Genomic DNA, 15,579 nt, shown 5'->3' on the forward strand with positions numbered 1-15,579 from the left:
CCGGGAGCGCGCCCCGGTTTCGGCGCGCTCAGCCGCCGGCCGGGCGGGCGGCGGCCTGCTCCGGTTCGGCGAGGTCGCCGGGGATGCGGGTGCCGGCCTGGAGCGGGACCAGCTCCGACTGCAGCACCATGGTGGCCGCGCCGATGGCCGGTGCGGTGGCGGCCGACGTTGAGATCCGCACCGCGACCGGGTGGGTGGCGCGGGCGAAGAACGAGCGGTCCAGCTCCTCCTGGACGACCGGCAGGTACATCGATCCGGCCACGGCCAGGCTCTGCCCGGTGAGCACGACGCGGTCCAGGTCGAGCACGTTGGCCAGGGTGCGGGTGGCCACCGCCAGGTAGCGCGCGGAGCGGTCGACGATGGCGCGGGCGCCGGGCTCGCCGCGGCGCGCCGCGCGTGCCACGGCGGCGAAGTCGGCGGCCACCGAGGAGTGGCGGCGCGCGCCCTCGTCGTCGAGCCCCGCCGCCCGCGCGACCTCGGCGTCCGCGCGGGCACGGGCGACCACCGCGGCCGGTCCCGCCATCACCTCCGTGCACCCGCGCGCGCCGCACCAGCACTCGGGGCCGTCGGGGTCCAGGCAGATGTGCCCGATCTCGCCGGCGTTGCCGCTGGAGCCGTGGTACGGGATGCCGTTGATGAGGATGCCCGAGCCGATGCCGGTGCAGACGTAGACGGCGGCGAAGGTCGAGGCGCCGCTGACCGCTCCGGACCAGTACTCCCCCAGCGCGGCGGCGGTGGCGTCGTTGCCGAGCACGACCGGCAGCCCGATCGCCCGCCGCACCTCCTCGTCGAGCGGGAAGTCCTCCCAGTGGCGCATGATCGGCGGGGCCAGCCGCATGCCGGCGGCGGGGGTGAGCGGCCCGGGCGAGACCAGGCCCACGCCCAGCACGAGCCGTTCGTCGACCCCCACGCCTTCGATGAGCGTCGACACCTCGGCGGCCATGCGCTCCACGACGGCGGGCGGGTCGTCGGTTCCCGCGCCCGCCCGGGTCATCCGGGCCACGACCGAGCCGCCGAGGTCGGTGAGCACGTAGGCGATGCCGGAGTGGTCCAGGTGCACGCCCACGGCGTAGCGCGAGGACTGGTTGAGCTGGAGCAGCACGCGCGGCTTGCCGCCGGTGGACTCCGCGCGGCCGGTCTCGACGACGAGACCGTCCTCGATGAGCTTGCGGACGACGGTGGAGATCGTCGCGCCGGTGAAGCCGGTGGCCCGGATGAGGCCGACGCGGCTGATGGTGCCGGCGGCGCGGATCACGTCGAGCACGGCCGCCCGGCTGCTCGCGTGGGGTATTGCCCGAGCCGGCGCGCCCACCTGGAACCTCCGCTTCACTTCCCCCGTCGCCACCCGGCGCACCTGCGGCGATGCGCGCGGGCGCCTCCGGCACGCGGGCAGTCTACCGCCGCGGCCGTACCGGGCTGCGGGCGCGACCGGGCGCGACCCGCCCCTGTTCGACGGAGAGCGCCGGTCGCCGTGACCGCTCCCCACGGTCGCGCACGGCCTCTCCCCGTTCGGCTGCGCGTCGTCGGCCACGTCGGCTTCACCGACCCCCGGACCGGACCGTGGGCGCGGGGGGAGTACCGCGCCCGTGCAGACGGTGTCCCAGGACCGGCCACCACCCACCGCGGAGGGACGGGGCCCCGCCCCGCCGACAGGACCGCCCCGCCGCCCCGCCGCCGCGCCGGGGCGCGGCGGCGGCGGCCGCGGCCGCGGGACGGGACGCGCGCATCCTTTGCGCTTTCCGAGCCGTTCTCCGCTGTTTTCCCGCACCATTTTTGGTTAACCCGTCACCGAACCCGCATCGGTGGAATCACCCGTGTTCCCGGTCCGGCGTTGACTCCGTTTTCCCGATGCCGAATATTCGGCTTGCAGCGCGCTGTGCAGAATCCAACGCGAAGCGCTCCCGCGGAGGGGACGCAGGTCGCCAAACCGGAGAACGTACCGGACCATCCCCCAGCACGGATTTCGAGGAGCAGCGGAATGAGATCACGAAACCCCGCCCACCGGTTTTCCGCCGCGGTCGTCGCTCTAATCACGGCCACCGCCCTTCTCGCGGGCTCGGCCGGCTCCGCCTCGGCCGCCGGGACCGGCCCCTACGACGCCGAATACACGACCACGCTCCGGCTGTACGGCCACACGGTCTACCGCCCGGCAGACCTGCCCGCGAACGAGCGGCTGCCGATCGTCGTCTGGGGCAACGGCGGATGCCTGGCCGACGGCACGATGTTCGAGAAGTTCCTGCTGGAGATCGCCTCGCACGGCTTCCTGGTGATCGCGAACGGCCGCCCCGGCGGGTCCGGCAGCACTGACGCCGACATGCTCACCGAGGCGATCGACTGGGCGGTAGAGGAGAACGGCCGACTGTTCAGCCCCTACCGGGGACGCCTCGACACCGGTTCGATCGCCGTGATGGGCCAGTCCTGCGGCGGTATCGAGGCCTACGAGGCCTCCGGCGACGAGCGCGTGGACACCACGGTGCTGTGGAACAGCGGCATGCTCAGCGACCTGGACAACTGGCGCCTGCGCCGACTCCACGCGCCCATCGCCTACTTCACCGGCGGCCCGGACGACATCGCCCATGAGAACGCCCTGGACGACTGGGACCGGATCCCCTCGGGCCTCCCGGCGTTCCTGGGCAGCCTGGACGTGGGCCACACCGGCACGTTCGGCGAGCCGGACGGCGGCGAGTACGGCCGGGTCGGCGCCCTGTGGCTGAAGTGGCGGCTCAAGGGCGACCTGCAGGCCGGACAGGCGTTCACCGGGTCCGACTGCGGCCTGTGCTCCACCGAGTGGGACATCAGGCGCCGGAACCTGTAGACCCGGCCGCCGCACGGCTTCCTCGGGGCCGGCGTGCGCTCGGCCCCGGCCCCGCCGCGGCCGGCGGAGTCGGGGCCGCGCCACTCGCCTGCCCTTTCCGCGCGGAATTTCTCCGGCGGGTTTATCCGAATCGACCAGGCACGATCCGTGGGAGCCCTCCCACGAAACCTCGTACATCCCTGGCGGCCGGGAGCTTTACCGGTTTACCCTCAAGGCCGCACACACCACTCCGAGCGAGGTGGCACACACTGGGGGATTCGCGTGCCGAGTGGGTCGATTCCGTATTCCCAGGAGCCGAAAATGTCGAACCACCGACGGGCGCGGCGGCTGGCCGCGACCGCTGGCGCACTCGTTCTCGCGGCGCTGGGCCCGGCCGGACCGGCCGCGTCCGACGAGTCCGCCTCCGCCGCCGACCAGAAGCCGTCCGCCACCGCGGATGCCCGACTACCGCTGAACCGCTTGCAGGTGACCAGTACCCGCACCGACTCCGACCGCCTCGACCGGCCGACCGACATCGAGTCACCGGGCGACGGCAGCGGGCGGATGTTCATCACGGAGAAGGAGGCGGGCGCAGTCCGCGTCTACCACCCCGACAGCGGGCTCGCCGCCGAGCCGCTGCTCGACATCGGCGACCGCATCACCAGCGAGGGCAACGAGCAGGGGCTGCTGGGGATCGCGCTTGCGCCCGACTTCGAGCACGATCCCGCGCTCTACGCCGCCTACACCAGCGCCGACGAGGGCGAACTCACCCTCTCGCGCTTCCCGATGCAGAGCCCCGACCAGGCGAGCGTCCCCGCCGACGGCGAGGAAGTCCTGCTGACCGAGCCGCACAGCGAGTACACCAACCACAACGGCGGCGAGGTGGAGTTCGGCCCGGACGGCTACCTGTACTGGAGCCTGGGCGACGGCGGCAACGCCGGCGACAGCCTGGACAACGGGCAGAACCTCGGCACGCTGCTGGGCAGCATCGTCCGGCTGGACGTGAGCGACTCCTGCGGCGACCTCGCCTACTGCGTCCCCGAGGACAACCCGTTCGTGTCCGAGCCCGGTGCCCGCCCGGAGATCTGGGCCTACGGGCTGCGCAACGCCTGGCGGTTCTCCTTCGACCCGGCCGACGGCTCGCTGTGGATCGCCGACGTCGGCCAGGGCAGCTGGGAGGAGGTCAACCACCTGCCCGCGGGCGAGGGCGGCACCAACTTCGGCTGGCCCTGCCGCGAGGGCTCAGAGGAGTTCGACGCCGAGCGGTGCGAGACCGGAGCCGACTACACCGACCCGGTCTTCGCCTACGACCACCTGGACGGCAACTGCTCGGTGACCGGCGGCGTGGTCTACCGCGGCGACGAGTACGCCGACCTGGCCGGCGGCACCTACGTCATGACCGACTACTGCAGCGCCAACACCTGGGGGATCCGGCGCACCGGTGACGGCGGCTACACCACCGAGCACATCGGTGAGCTGCCGATCCAGGTCACCGCGTTCGGAGCCGACGCGTCGGGAGAGCTGTACGCGGTCACCGACCTGCCCGGCGGCCTGCACCGCGTCGGCTTCGAGGCGCTGCCCCCGCCCGTGCGCTGCACCGTCGACTACACGGTGGACAGCGAGTGGGGCGACGGGTTCAGCGCGTCGGTGGTCGTGACCAACACCGGCGACGAGCCGATCGAGGACTGGACCGCCCGGTGGGACTACACCGGTGGGCAGCAGGTCACCACCGCCTGGCAGGCCGACGTCAGCCAGGAGGGCACGACCGTCTCGGCGAGCGGCCTGGACTACAACCGGGTGATCCCGGCGGGCGGATCCCGGCGCTTCGGCCTCCAGGGCACCATCACCGCCACCAACCCGGCTCCCGAGGAGTTCCGGGTGAACGGCTCGGTCTGCGAAGGCTAGACCGGCGCGGCTGAGCGGCGCCGCCCCGTCCCGCCCGCCCCTCGGGGCCCGCGCGGCGGGCGGCGCCGCGGGCCGGGTGCGGGACCAGGCCGCGGCCGTCTGGCCGGTGCCCGGCCTCGACGAGGCCGCGGTTGTGGTCTCCCACTCCAGGTAGGCGACGGGGTGCTCGGTGAGCGGCGCGTCCAGCCGCTGGAGGGTGGGGCCCCGGGCCTCCGGTCGGCCGAGGCCGAGCACCGCTGCGAGCGAGCGCGGCCGCGCAGGCGGGCGCCGGGGCGGGGGGCCATGATCCCGTCGGGGTGGGCGCGGGCGAGCTCGGAGTCCTCGTCGACCATCTCCGGCTTCACCGAGATGCCGAGCTCCATGCCCGGTCCCGGCACACGGGCGGCGAGGGGATTGAGGCCGCCGGGCCTCGGCGAGACGTACCGGTCGCCCGGCCCTCGGGCGTCGGCGCGGGGGCCGCCGAACCAGTCGTCGTGGAGGACGAACCGCTTCACCCCGACCAAGGGGGCGGCGTCGGCCGGCTCGCGCAGCCGGTCCAGGTGTTGACCACGGGTCGCGGCGATGCGGGGTGGTTGCCGCGGCCGCGCAGGTGCGGTGGGTGCGGTCCCGCGTCGCTGTGTGAGGCGTACTGCCAGGATGGGGTGGAGGCGGCGCCGGGCTCCAGGGCGCCTTGGCGCGAGCATCGGCTCGCCGAAGCCCTGCGGCGAGATCCCGGCGTGGAAGGTGCGTTCGGCGGAGCTGCGGTGGTCGCCCGACCGGGTGCTCGCCCGAAACCTCGCCCGAGGCGCGCGCCGAACCCGGTGGAGACGGCTGCGAGGAGGTAGGCGGAGTCGTAGCCGGTGCGGCCCTCGCGCACCCAAACGCCCCGGGTGAAGGGGGTGCGCTGCGGTGTGCGCTCGCGCATGCGGCGGCCGGTGGAGTCGAGCAGTTCGGCGGCTTCGGGCGGCACCGGCAGCACCGGGTTGACCGCGTCGACGGTGCAGGGGGTGTCGGGCGCGGTCGGCGAGGGCGGCGCGCCGGCGCAGCACGCCGGCCGGGCACACCTCGATCTCCCTGCCCAGCCCGAGGCCGGCGGTGTCGTCCGCGGCTCGCGCCGTGAGCCGGTCGCCGACCGGCCGGTCGGGGTCGGTCTCCCGCTCTGCGCGCTCGACGCGGAACGCGGCGGAGAAGTCGGCGCCCGCGCGGTCGGCAACGACACCGGAGGTGCCCGGCCGGCCGGCGCTGCTCGGGCAGCACCGACGCCGCCGCGGGGCCGTCGGGAGAGAAGCCGATAGGCTGGGGCCGCGTGGGCGGGCGCAGGTCCTCCGGGTCGGCTCCGGTCAGCGGGCCGAGGTCGGCCCCGGTGCGGGGCACACGGCAGGCCGCCGTCGGCGCTGGTCGACGGCGAGGTCGCCACCGCAACCGCATGCGCAGGGCACGGGGGGAACCAACGGGCGGTGCGTCGCTGTGCCACCATGACTCGGTCCGGGCCATCGGCAGACCAACGTGATTGACTTACTTAATTTGGTGACGTAAGAATCTTTCCGCAGACGTCCCGGCCGTCGCACCCCGCATCCCCCGCCGACGTGCCCCCACCACCCCGCCGCGCGGCGGGCGCACCCTGGAGTGATCGCAGATGATGCGTCAGACCCTGCACGAGGACTGGCTGCTGTCCACGACACGAGGCCCGGTGCCCGAGGAGATCGCCGGGCGCAGCGTCCCGGCGCAGGTGCCGGGAAGCGCTCACACCGACCTGCTCGCCGCAGGACTGATCGGCGATCCCTACCTTGACACCGCCGAGACCGACCTCGCCTGGGCCCACCGCACGTCGTGGCGCTACACGTGCACCTTCGAGGCCGACGCGCCGCGGCCCGGCGAGCGCGTGGACCTGGCCTTCGACGGGCTGGACACGATCGCCGAGGTACGCCTCAACGGCCGGCTGCTCGGCGGCACCGCCAACATGCACCGCGCTTACCGCTTCGACGTCCGCGAGGCGCTGCGCGGCGGAGCCAACGAGCTCACCGTCGACTTCTCCCCCGCCCTGGAGTACGCCGAACGGGAGCGTGAGCGGCTGGGCCACCGCCCGCACACCAACGCCCACCCCTACAACATGGTCCGCAAGATGGCCTGCTCCTTCGGCTGGGACTGGGGCCCCGACCTGCAGACCGCCGGCATCTGGAAGCCGGTCCGGCTGGAGCGCTGGCGCGGCGCCCGCATCACCGGGGTACGCCCGCTGGTCACCGTGGACGGGCGGGGCACCGGCCGCGTAGAGGCGCACGTGGGCGTCGAGCACGCCGAGCCCGGGGGCAGCGGAGGCGGCCTCGTGCTCGCGGTCCGCGTCGCCGGACGCGAGACCCGCGTCGCCGTCCCGGCGGGCGCGGACGAGGCGGTCGCGGTCGTCGAGGTGCCCGACGCCCGGCTGTGGTGGCCGGTCGGCTACGGCGACCAGCCGCTCTACGACCTCGACGTCACGCTGTCCGAGCAGGCTGCGGGCGGGCGGGAGGCCGCGGGCGGGTCGGAGGCCGAGGCGGACACCGTGCACCGGCGCATCGGGTTCCGCACGGTCGACGTCGACACCTCGCCCGACGAGATCGGCGCCCGCTTCACGGTCACGGTGAACGGCCGCCCCATCGCCGTCAAGGGCGCCAACTGGATCCCCGACGACCACTTCCTCACCCGCATCACCCGCGAGAGGCTGGCCCGCCGCGTCGACCAGGCGCTGGGCGCGCACATGAACATGCTGCGCGTGTGGGGCGGCGGCATCTACGAGACCGACGACTTCTACGACGTGTGCGACGAGCGCGGCGTGCTGGTGTGGCAGGACTTCGCGCTGGCCTGCGCGTCCTACCCCGAGGAGGAGCCGCTGGCCGCCGAGTTCGAGGCCGAGGCGCGCGAGAACGTCGCCCGGCTCAGCTCGCACCCGTCGCTGGCGGTGTGGAACGGCGGCAACGAGAACCTGTGGGGGTTCGCCGACTGGGGCTGGCCCGAGGCGCTGGCCGGTCGCACCTGGGGCGAGCACTACTACTACGAGCTGTTCCCACGCGTGGTCGCCGAGCTGGACCCCACTCGCCCCTACGTGGACGGCAGCCCGTGCAGCCCCGGACACCGCCCCGGTGAGCTGCACCCCAACGACCCCGACCACGGCTGCCGCCACGAGTGGCAGGTGTGGAACCAGGTCGACTACACCCATTACCGCGACACCGTCCCGCGGTTCTGCGCGGAGTTCGGGTTCCAGGGCCCGCCCACGTGGACGACCCTGACCGACTGGATCCACGACTCCCCGCTCACCCCCACCTCGCCGGCGTTCCTGCTGCACCAGAAGGCCGGAGACGGCAACGGCAAGCTGCACCGGGGGCTGGAGGGGCACCTGCCCGTTCCCGACGACTTCGCCGACTGGCACTGGGCCACACAGCTCAACCAGGCGCGGGCGGTGGCCTTCGGCGTCGAGCACTTCCGCTCCTGGTGGCCGCGCACCTCCGGCACCCTGGTCTGGCAGCTCAACGACTGCTGGCCGGTGACCTCGTGGGCCGCGGTCGACGGCGACGAGCGCCCCAAGCCGCTCTACTACTCGCTGCGCCGCGCCTACGCGCCGCGCCTGCTCACCTTCCAGCCGCGCGATGGCGGGCTCGCGCTGATCGCGGTCAACGACACCGGCGAGGCCTGGACCGGCCACGTGCGCCTCCAGCGCCAGAACTTCGCGGGCGAGGTGCTGGACACGGCTAAGATCGAGCTGTCCGTGCAGGCCCGGTCGGCCGCCCGCCTCGACCCGGCCGAGTCGCTGACCACGCCGGCCGACCCGGGCAAGGAGCTACTCGTGGCCGCCACCGACGACGCCCGCACCGTCCACACCTTCCGCGAGGACCCGGAGCTGGCCTACGACCCCGAGCCGCTCAGCGCCGTGGCGACCGCCGTGCCCGAGGGCTATCGGGTGGACGTCCGTGCGCGGTCGTTCGCCCGCGACGTCGCCGTGCTGGCCGACCGGGCGGCGCCCGACGCCGACGTCGACGACATGCTGGTGCCGATGCTGGCCGGCGAGACCCGGTCGTTCACGGTGCGCACCGGCGCCCGCATCGACCCGGGGGAGCTGACGGCCCCGCTCGTGCTGCGCTGCGCCAACGGCCTTTCCGTACACGCGGCCGGTCCTGCATGACCGCGCCGCAGCACCCCGTCGCCGCGGCGGGCGCGATCGGGCTGGTGCTGGCCCGGCCGGCGCGCCTGCTCGGTGTCGAGCCGTTCTTCATGGAGTTCATCGGGGGGATCGAGGAGCGCCTCGCCCAACGCGACATGTCGGTGCTGCTGCACATCGTCGGCGACCACCGCGCCGAGCTGGAGGCCTACCGGCGCTGGGCCGAGCGGGGCCTGGTCGACGCCGTGGCCGTGGTCAACCTGACCGTCGACGACGAGCGCCCGCGGGTACTCGCCGAACTCGGTTTGCCCGCGGTCCTCGTCGGCGCCTGGGAGGGCGCCCCGGCCGCACCGTCGGTGCGCACCGACAACACCGCGCCGGTGCACGAGGCACTGCGGCACCTGCTGGACCTGGGCCACCGCCGGGTGGCCCGGGTCAGCGGGCCCGCCTCCCTGCTGCACACGCACAAGCGCACCGCCGCGCTGGAGGAGGGCTGCCGCGAGGCCGGCATCGAGCCGCCGGTCGTCCTCGAAGGCGACTACTCCAGCGAGGCCGGTGCGGACCTGACGGCGGCGCTGCTGCGGCGCACGCCGGCGCCCACGGCCGTCCTCTACGACAACGACGTCATGGCGGTGGCGGGGCTGCAGGCCGCCAAGGAACTCGGCGTGGCCGTCCCCGAACGGGTGAGCCTGATCGCCTGGGACGACTCCACCCAGTGCCGGCTGTCCTCGCCACCGCTGACGACGATGAGCGTGGACGTGCACCAGCACGGGATGACGGTCGCCGAATCGGTGCTGGAGGCCGCCGACGGCCTTCCCGTGGCCGAGCGGTGCTCTCCGGCCGCCCGCATCACCCCGCGCGGCAGCACGGCCCGGCCGGGCGTGCACGCGGCCGTGCAGGGCAGCGGCTGAACGCGGCACGGCGCCCCGCACGGCGGGCCGGAGCCCGGAATCCGGCGACCTCGGCTACACGATCGGCGGCGCTCGGGGTACCTTCGGTCGGGCCGGTGGGCACGGACCGGCCACAGCCGGCTGCGGCGCCGCCGCGGCCGGTGCCGCCGCCCGCCGATACGCAAAGGATGAAGACCGTGCGCCGTCCGACTATCGCCGACATCGCCCAGGCCGCGGGCGTCTCCAAGGGTTCGGTCTCCTACGCGCTCAACGGCAGGCCCGGCGTCTCGGAGGCCACCCGGGTGCGTGTGCTGTCCATCGCCGAGGAGCTGGGCTGGGCCCCCAGCACCGCCGCACGCGCCTTGTCGGACGGCCGCGCCGACGCGATCGGCCTGGTCGTCGACCGGCCGGCGCGGACGATCGGCCTGGAGCCGTTCTTCATGGAGCTGATGTCGGGGGTGCAGACCGCGCTCTCGGAGATCTCCACGTCGCTGCTGCTCCAAGTGGCCGCCGACCAGGAGCACGAGATCCGCACCTACCGGCAGTGGCACGCCCAGCGGCGCGTGGACGGCGTGCTCGTCGTGGACCTGCTCAGCGGCGACAGGCGGCCCGCGGCGCTCGCCGAGATCGGCCTGCCCGCGGTCGTCGTGGGCGGCCCGCTGCCGGACGCCGCGCAGCCGTTCGTGTGGTCCGACGACGCCGCCTGGACGGCGATGGCCCTGCGCCACCTCGCCGACCTGGGACACCGCCGGGTCGCCCGCGTCGCCGGGCCGCCGGCGCTGCTGCACACCTCGCGGCGCACGCGGGCCTTCGAGGAGGCGGCGGCGGAGCTCGGCCTAGAACGGCACACCGTCGTGCACGCCGACTACACCGACGAGGCCGGCGCCGACGCCACGCGGCGGCTGCTGTCAGGGGTGCCGCGCCCCACGGCGCTCATGTTCGACAATGACCTCATGGCCGTGGCCGGACTGAGCGTGGCCCAGGAGATGGGCTTCGCGCTGCCCGCGGACCTGTCGGTGGTCGCCTGGGACGACTCCCCGCTGTGCCGCATGACCCGTCCGCCGCTGACCGCCATCGGGCGCGACGTCAAGGGCTACGGCGAGCAGGCGGCGCGGGTCCTGCTGGAGCTTGTGGCCGGAGGCGCACCCGGGAACCGGCGGGGCGCCGAGGCCCGCCTCGTGCCCCGCGCCAGCACCGGCCGCCCGCCCGCGGAGCCGTGAGCGGGGCACCCGCTTCGCCGCTGCGGGCGTGCATGTACGCTCCTGTGGGGGCGACCGCCGAGGCCGAACGAAGGCTGGCGCTGACCTGTGCAGACCTCAAAACTTAACCGGTTCAGCAACCGTCGGTCCCGTCCCCCGGCCGAACGGCCCGCCGCCCGACTCCGCGGTCGGCGCGGGCCGCCGCGCACTGCGCGGGCCGACGTCCGAGGGCGGGCACCACCGGGCGCGCCGCGGGCGGACCGCGGACGACACGCGCCGAGTATGAAGGGAGTCGCCATGGACTTCTCCGCCGACGATCCCGCACCGCCCTCCTGGACGCGGGAGCAGGCCGACGGCCTCATCGCCTGGGCGGAGCGCTCCGGGCAGGCGCAGGGGTTCGCCTGGCTGGACGACGCCGGGCGCCAACGCACCGAGCAGGGAGTGCAGACCTGGATCACCTCGCGCACCACGCACGTCAGCGCGCTGTGCTCGCGCGAGGGCGGCGGCGCGGCGGCCGGACTGGCCGAGCACGGGGTGCGCAGCCTGCGCGAGTCGCTGCGCGACCCCGAGCACGGCGGCTGGTTCTCCACCGTCGCCTTCGACGGCTCGCCCGCCGACACCGACAAGGCCGCGTACCAGCACGCCTTCGTGCTGCTCGCCGCCTCCACCGCGGCGTCCTCCGGGACGCCGGGGGCCGATGAGCTGCTCGGCGACGCGGCGGCCACGGTTCTCGACCGGTTCTGGGACGCCGACGCCGGTCTCTCGGTCGAGTCGTTCGACCGCGCCTTCACCCGCGGCGAGGACTACCGCGGCGCCAACAGCAACATGCACATGGTCGAGGCGTTTCTGGCCGCCGGGGCCGCCACCGGCGACCCCGCCTGGGCGCGGCGCGCGCTGGGCATCGCCGACTTCCTCATCCGCGGCCAGGCCGCCGCGCACGGCTACCGGCTCCCCGAGCACTTCACCGCCCGGTGGGAGGTGCTGCCGGAGTACAACCGCGACCGCCCGGCCGACCCGTTCCGCCCGTACGGCTGGACCCCCGGCCACTCGCTGGAGTGGGCGCGCCTGCTGCTGCACGTCGAGGCGGCGCTGGAGGAGCCGCCCGAGTGGCTGCTGCCCGCCGCCGAGGCGCTGTTCTCGACCGCCGTCGAGGCGGCCTGGGCGCGCGACGGCGCCGACGGCTTCTGCTACACGCTGGACTGGGACGACCGGCCGGTGATCCACGAGCGCATGCACTGGGTCGCCACCGAGGCGGTCGCGGCCGCGCACGCCCTGCACACCCGCACAGGCGGGGCCGGCTACGCCGAGCTCGCCCGCATGTGGTGGACCCACGTGCGCACGTGCTTCGTCGACGGCGGCCAGAACTGGCGGCACGAGACCGACGCCCGGCACCGGCCCAGCACCACCGTCTGGAGCGGGCGTCCCGACGTCTACCACGCCTACACGGCCCTGGCGTTCGCCTCGGGCACCTCGATCCCCGGATACGCGGTGCTGGGCGCGGGTGCCGCGTCCGAGGGGAGCGCGAACGCGTGAGCACCGAGCAGAGCGCGTCTAGCACGCAGCCGGCGCCGCAGGCGGCGATCGCCGGCGAACACGTGATGGACCTGCTTCCGGAGGACGGCGGCGTGCTGCGGCCGGTTCCCGGCGGCGGACCGGCCAACATCGCCGTGGCCGCCGCCCGCTTGGGCACGTCGACGATGCTGCTGTCGCGGTTCGGCGCCGACGCCTTCGCCGAGCGGCTGCGCGCCCGGATGGCCGCCGAGTCGGTCGACCTGAGCCGCTGCCCCACCGGGCTGGGATCGTCGGCGCTGGCGGTGGCCACACTCGCCGACGACGGCTCCGCGCGCTACGACTTCTGGCTGGAGGACGCGCCCGACTGGTCCTGGACGCGCGCAGAGCTTGCCGATGCGCTGCCCGACTCGGTGCGGGTGCTGCACCTGGGCTCGATCGCGGCGCTGCGCCCTCCGGGCGACGCCGAGCTGCTGGAGCTGGCCCGCCGCGAGCGGGAGCGCCGCACGATCGCCTTCGACCCGAACGTGCGCATGGCGGCGCTGCCCGGAGCCGACCACGCCCGCGCGCGCGTGGAGGACTTCTGCCGGGTCAGCCACCTGGTCAAGGCGAGCGACGACGACCTCGCCGAGCTGTATCCGGGCACGCCGACCGAGGAGGCCGCGCAGCGGCTGCTGGAGCTGGGGCCCCGGGCGGTGGTGGTCACGCGCGGCGGCGACGGCGCCGTCGCACTCAGCGCCGAAGGGCGCGCGGAGATCGCCAGTCCCCGCGTGGCGGTGCACGACACGATCGGCGCGGGCGACACGTTCATGGCGGCCCTGGTCAGCGGATGCGCGGCCGACGGAGGCAGGGTGCCGACGGAGGCGGGAGAGCTGCGCGCGCTGCTGGCAACGGCCGCGGCCTGCGCCGCGATCAACTGCACCCGACCGGGCGCGGACCCGCCCACGGCCGACGAGCTCGCGCGGTTCCACGAGGCGCGCTAGCGGCCGGTCTGTCCGGTGATGTTGGGAAGGCGGGAAGCGGGTGGGCCGCCGATCGCGGTGTGGAACCGGTGATTCTTGTTGGTGTGAAGCCTAGCCGGTAGGGCGGATGTGCAGCGGGCCGCTGCTGTCACCGGTGGTGGACCGAATCGACCGTGTAGAGGTGCGGCTCGAACCCGTCGGCGATCGCGGCGGCGCGGTCCATATGCTCCTTGGCCACCGGGTCCTGGAGCATCCGCTGGAAGGACTCGGCGCTCTCCCACTGGGCGTAGTTGACGACGCGCTCACCGTCGCCGCTGATGTGGATGTTGGCGGAGACGAAGCCCGGGACGTGCCGCATGACCTCGTCGGTCGCGGCGGCCAGGCAGTCGGCCAGCTCCCGTTGCCGCTCGGGCCGGACGGTGAAGACGTTGATCAGCGTGGCCACCGGCGCGCCGGTCTCGATGACGGTGGACTCGGGCATGGCGACCTCCGTGTCAGGTTCCTTACATCGTGGGCAACCGCCAACCTATGTAAGGTTCCTGCCATGAGTCAAGAAGACGTGCGGGACCGCATCGGATACCTCGTCAAACAGGTGGCCCAGGCCTTCCGTTCGGCCAGCGAGGAGCGCCTGCGCGGCATCGGCCTGTCGATGGCGCAGTACGCGGTGCTGACGGCCCTGCGGGACGCGCCCGGGGCGCCCGCCGCCGAACTCGCCCGGCGCACCTTCGTCACGCGCCAGTCGCTGCGCGACGTCCTGTCGGGGCTCACCAGGCGCGGACTGGCCGCCGTGGCCGCGGAGCCGCCTGCGGGCGGACGGGCGCAACCGGTCACGCTGACCGACGCGGGACGCTCGCTGCTGGCGGAGGCCGAGGCGATCGTGCTGGAGACCGAGGCGCGGATGACCGCCGATCTGAGCGGCGACGACGCGGAACGGCTGGCGGACCTCCTGCGCCGGTGCCGCGCCGGGCTCGGCTAAGGCGGTGCCGGGGGTCGCCGCACCGGGTTCCTCGATGCCGGAGGGACTGCCGGGTGCCGCGCAAGCGGCGTTCGGCCGTACCGCTGTCCGGCGACGGAAGCGGCTCCCGGGCGGCCCGTCGAGGGGAGCAGCGGGCCGCCCGAGCGCCGAGCGATCCAACGGTAACAGTCTGTTTCGAGGAGTCCGGAGGGTCCGGGCGGCCGACGTCGGCCACACGCCGGTCCGCCCAGGTCCACCCCGGGGCGGACCTGGGCGGACCTGGGCGGACCGGACCCGAGACGGTCGGCGCCGACGCATCGCGCGCGCCGCTCGGGCGGCGTCGCCCTGCACGCCTCTTCCCGGTTTCGGCTGGCCGGATGAGGCCAGCCGCGGGTCGTCCGGCGCCGCGGGCGATCCGCGCAGCCGGGAAGCCATCGGACGGAAAGGACGGAACCGGCACCCCGGGGCGGCCGTCCTAGGAAGTGCCGGAAAGCCGAGCGGGCATGCAGCGGCCGGCCGGCGGCCCACTCAGGCCGGTGCCCCCAACGGCCGGTCCAGCCCTCCGGCGCTTCTGCCCGCTGTACGCTCTTGTGGCCCCCAGAACTCGCATTCGCGACAAAAGCCGCACAACGACCGACAGGGACCCCCGTGTACTCTCAGTATCCTCAGCCGCAGCCCTACCCGCCGCCCCAGCCCGAGAAGAAGCCCAACTACTGGCTGATCGGATGCTTCGGGTGCGGCGGCGCGCTGGCCCTCGTCGCCGGGATCGTCATCATCTTCCTGGTCGTGGTGAGCAGCGGTGACGACTCGGGCGGCTCCGCCAGTGACCAGCCGTCGTCGTCGGCGGGCGCCGGCGACGATGCGGGAAGCGGGCAGGAGGAGACCGCCCCCGCCGACGACGAGCCCGCGGGCTCCGGCGAGCCGGTCGAGGTCGTCGCCGAGCCGGCCGAGTACGAGGCCGGCGCCCTCAGCCAGGGCGGCGACTTCGTCGCCGTGCACGTCACGATCACCAACAACAGCGACGAGCCGCTCTCCGTCAACCCGCTGTACTTCAGCATGGAGGACGCGAACGGCCAGACCCAAGACGCCGACCTGATGGAGTCCGCGGGCCAGGAGGACAACTTCGAGGCCCTCGACCTGGCCAACGGCGAGAGCGAGAGCGGCGTCGTCGTGTTCCCCGGCACCTCCGAGCCGGTGAGCGTCACGCACACCGGCGTCATGGGCGACTCCTACACCGCCGAGGTGGCCTGAACCCGTCCC

13 protein-coding genes are annotated in these 15,579 nt (G+C 74.3%); 9 read left to right on the forward strand and 4 right to left on the reverse strand.

Features of this window, described 5'->3' with window-relative positions; genetic code table 11:
- Positions 1–28: 28 nt before the first annotated feature.
- Positions 29–1,264 (reverse strand): ROK family protein, encoded by a 1,236-nt coding sequence (locus ABEA15_RS19830; RefSeq protein WP_344142109.1) that lies wholly within the window; start codon positions 1,262–1,264, stop codon positions 29–31.
- A gap of 714 nt (positions 1,265–1,978) precedes the next feature.
- Between ABEA15_RS19830 and ABEA15_RS19835 the strand changes: the two genes are divergently transcribed.
- Together ABEA15_RS19835 and ABEA15_RS19840 are read left to right on the forward strand one after the other, a co-directional pair.
- On the forward strand, positions 1,979–2,815 hold the full coding sequence (locus ABEA15_RS19835) for a poly(ethylene terephthalate) hydrolase family protein (RefSeq protein ID WP_345558156.1): 837 nt from the start codon (positions 1,979–1,981) through the stop codon (positions 2,813–2,815).
- Positions 2,816–3,115: 300 nt separating this feature from the next.
- Positions 3,116–4,699: a PQQ-dependent sugar dehydrogenase gene (locus tag ABEA15_RS19840; RefSeq protein ID WP_345558158.1), complete on the forward strand. Its 1,584-nt coding sequence runs from the start codon at positions 3,116–3,118 to the stop codon at positions 4,697–4,699.
- On the opposite strand, the gene ABEA15_RS25665 is transcribed toward ABEA15_RS19840, so the two are convergent.
- Together ABEA15_RS25665 and ABEA15_RS25670 are read right to left on the reverse strand one after the other, a co-directional pair.
- The gene (locus ABEA15_RS25665) at positions 4,696–5,262 is read right to left on the reverse strand and encodes an alpha-galactosidase (protein ID WP_425579416.1); all 567 of its coding nucleotides are present in this window, start codon (positions 5,260–5,262) and stop codon (positions 4,696–4,698) included. The genes ABEA15_RS19840 and ABEA15_RS25665 overlap by 4 nt on opposite strands.
- The gene (locus ABEA15_RS25670) at positions 5,190–6,155 is read right to left on the reverse strand and encodes a glycoside hydrolase family 36 N-terminal domain-containing protein (protein ID WP_425579417.1); all 966 of its coding nucleotides are present in this window, start codon (positions 6,153–6,155) and stop codon (positions 5,190–5,192) included. Before ABEA15_RS25670 ends, ABEA15_RS25665 begins: the two co-directional genes overlap by 73 nt.
- A gap of 159 nt (positions 6,156–6,314) precedes the next feature.
- Between ABEA15_RS25670 and ABEA15_RS19845 the strand changes: the two genes are divergently transcribed.
- The 5 genes from ABEA15_RS19845 to ABEA15_RS19865 all read left to right on the forward strand — a co-directional run bounded on the left by ABEA15_RS19845 (position 6,315) and on the right by ABEA15_RS19865 (position 13,385).
- Complete coding sequence (locus ABEA15_RS19845) at positions 6,315–8,828, forward strand: glycoside hydrolase family 2 protein (protein ID WP_345558160.1); 2,514 nt, start codon at positions 6,315–6,317, stop codon at positions 8,826–8,828.
- Positions 8,825–9,715, forward strand: coding sequence for a LacI family DNA-binding transcriptional regulator (locus ABEA15_RS19850; protein ID WP_344142113.1), 891 nt, complete (start codon positions 8,825–8,827; stop codon positions 9,713–9,715). Before ABEA15_RS19845 ends, ABEA15_RS19850 begins: the two co-directional genes overlap by 4 nt.
- A gap of 176 nt (positions 9,716–9,891) precedes the next feature.
- On the forward strand, positions 9,892–10,914 hold the full coding sequence (locus ABEA15_RS19855) for a LacI family DNA-binding transcriptional regulator (protein WP_425579415.1): 1,023 nt from the start codon (positions 9,892–9,894) through the stop codon (positions 10,912–10,914).
- 276 nt (positions 10,915–11,190) lie between these two features.
- Positions 11,191–12,426, forward strand: coding sequence for an AGE family epimerase/isomerase (locus ABEA15_RS19860; RefSeq protein WP_345558165.1), 1,236 nt, complete (start codon positions 11,191–11,193; stop codon positions 12,424–12,426).
- Positions 12,423–13,385 carry a PfkB family carbohydrate kinase gene (locus ABEA15_RS19865; protein ID WP_345558167.1) on the forward strand — a complete coding sequence of 321 codons (963 nt, stop codon included), beginning with the start codon at positions 12,423–12,425 and terminating at the stop codon, positions 13,383–13,385. The genes ABEA15_RS19860 and ABEA15_RS19865 overlap by 4 nt, the downstream gene beginning before the upstream one ends.
- Before the next feature lie 127 nt (positions 13,386–13,512).
- Here the strand turns inward: ABEA15_RS19865 and ABEA15_RS19870 are convergent, their stop codons facing one another.
- The gene (locus ABEA15_RS19870; RefSeq protein WP_345558169.1) at positions 13,513–13,845 is read right to left on the reverse strand and encodes an antibiotic biosynthesis monooxygenase family protein; all 333 of its coding nucleotides are present in this window, start codon (positions 13,843–13,845) and stop codon (positions 13,513–13,515) included.
- 63 nt (positions 13,846–13,908) lie between these two features.
- On the opposite strand from ABEA15_RS19870, the gene ABEA15_RS19875 reads away from it, so the two are divergent.
- The gene (locus ABEA15_RS19875; protein ID WP_344142120.1) at positions 13,909–14,340 is read left to right on the forward strand and encodes a MarR family winged helix-turn-helix transcriptional regulator; all 432 of its coding nucleotides are present in this window, start codon (positions 13,909–13,911) and stop codon (positions 14,338–14,340) included.
- Positions 14,341–14,967: 627 nt separating this feature from the next.
- Positions 14,968–15,570, forward strand: a complete 603-nt coding sequence (locus ABEA15_RS19880; RefSeq protein ID WP_344142121.1) for a DUF4352 domain-containing protein — start codon at positions 14,968–14,970, stop codon at positions 15,568–15,570.
- The last annotated feature ends 9 nt before the right edge of the window (positions 15,571–15,579 follow it).

Origin of the sequence: Streptomonospora halophila, from assembly GCF_039542725.1 — a bacterium.
GTDB classification, from domain to species: Bacteria; Actinomycetota; Actinomycetes; order Streptosporangiales; family Streptosporangiaceae; genus Streptomonospora; species Streptomonospora halophila.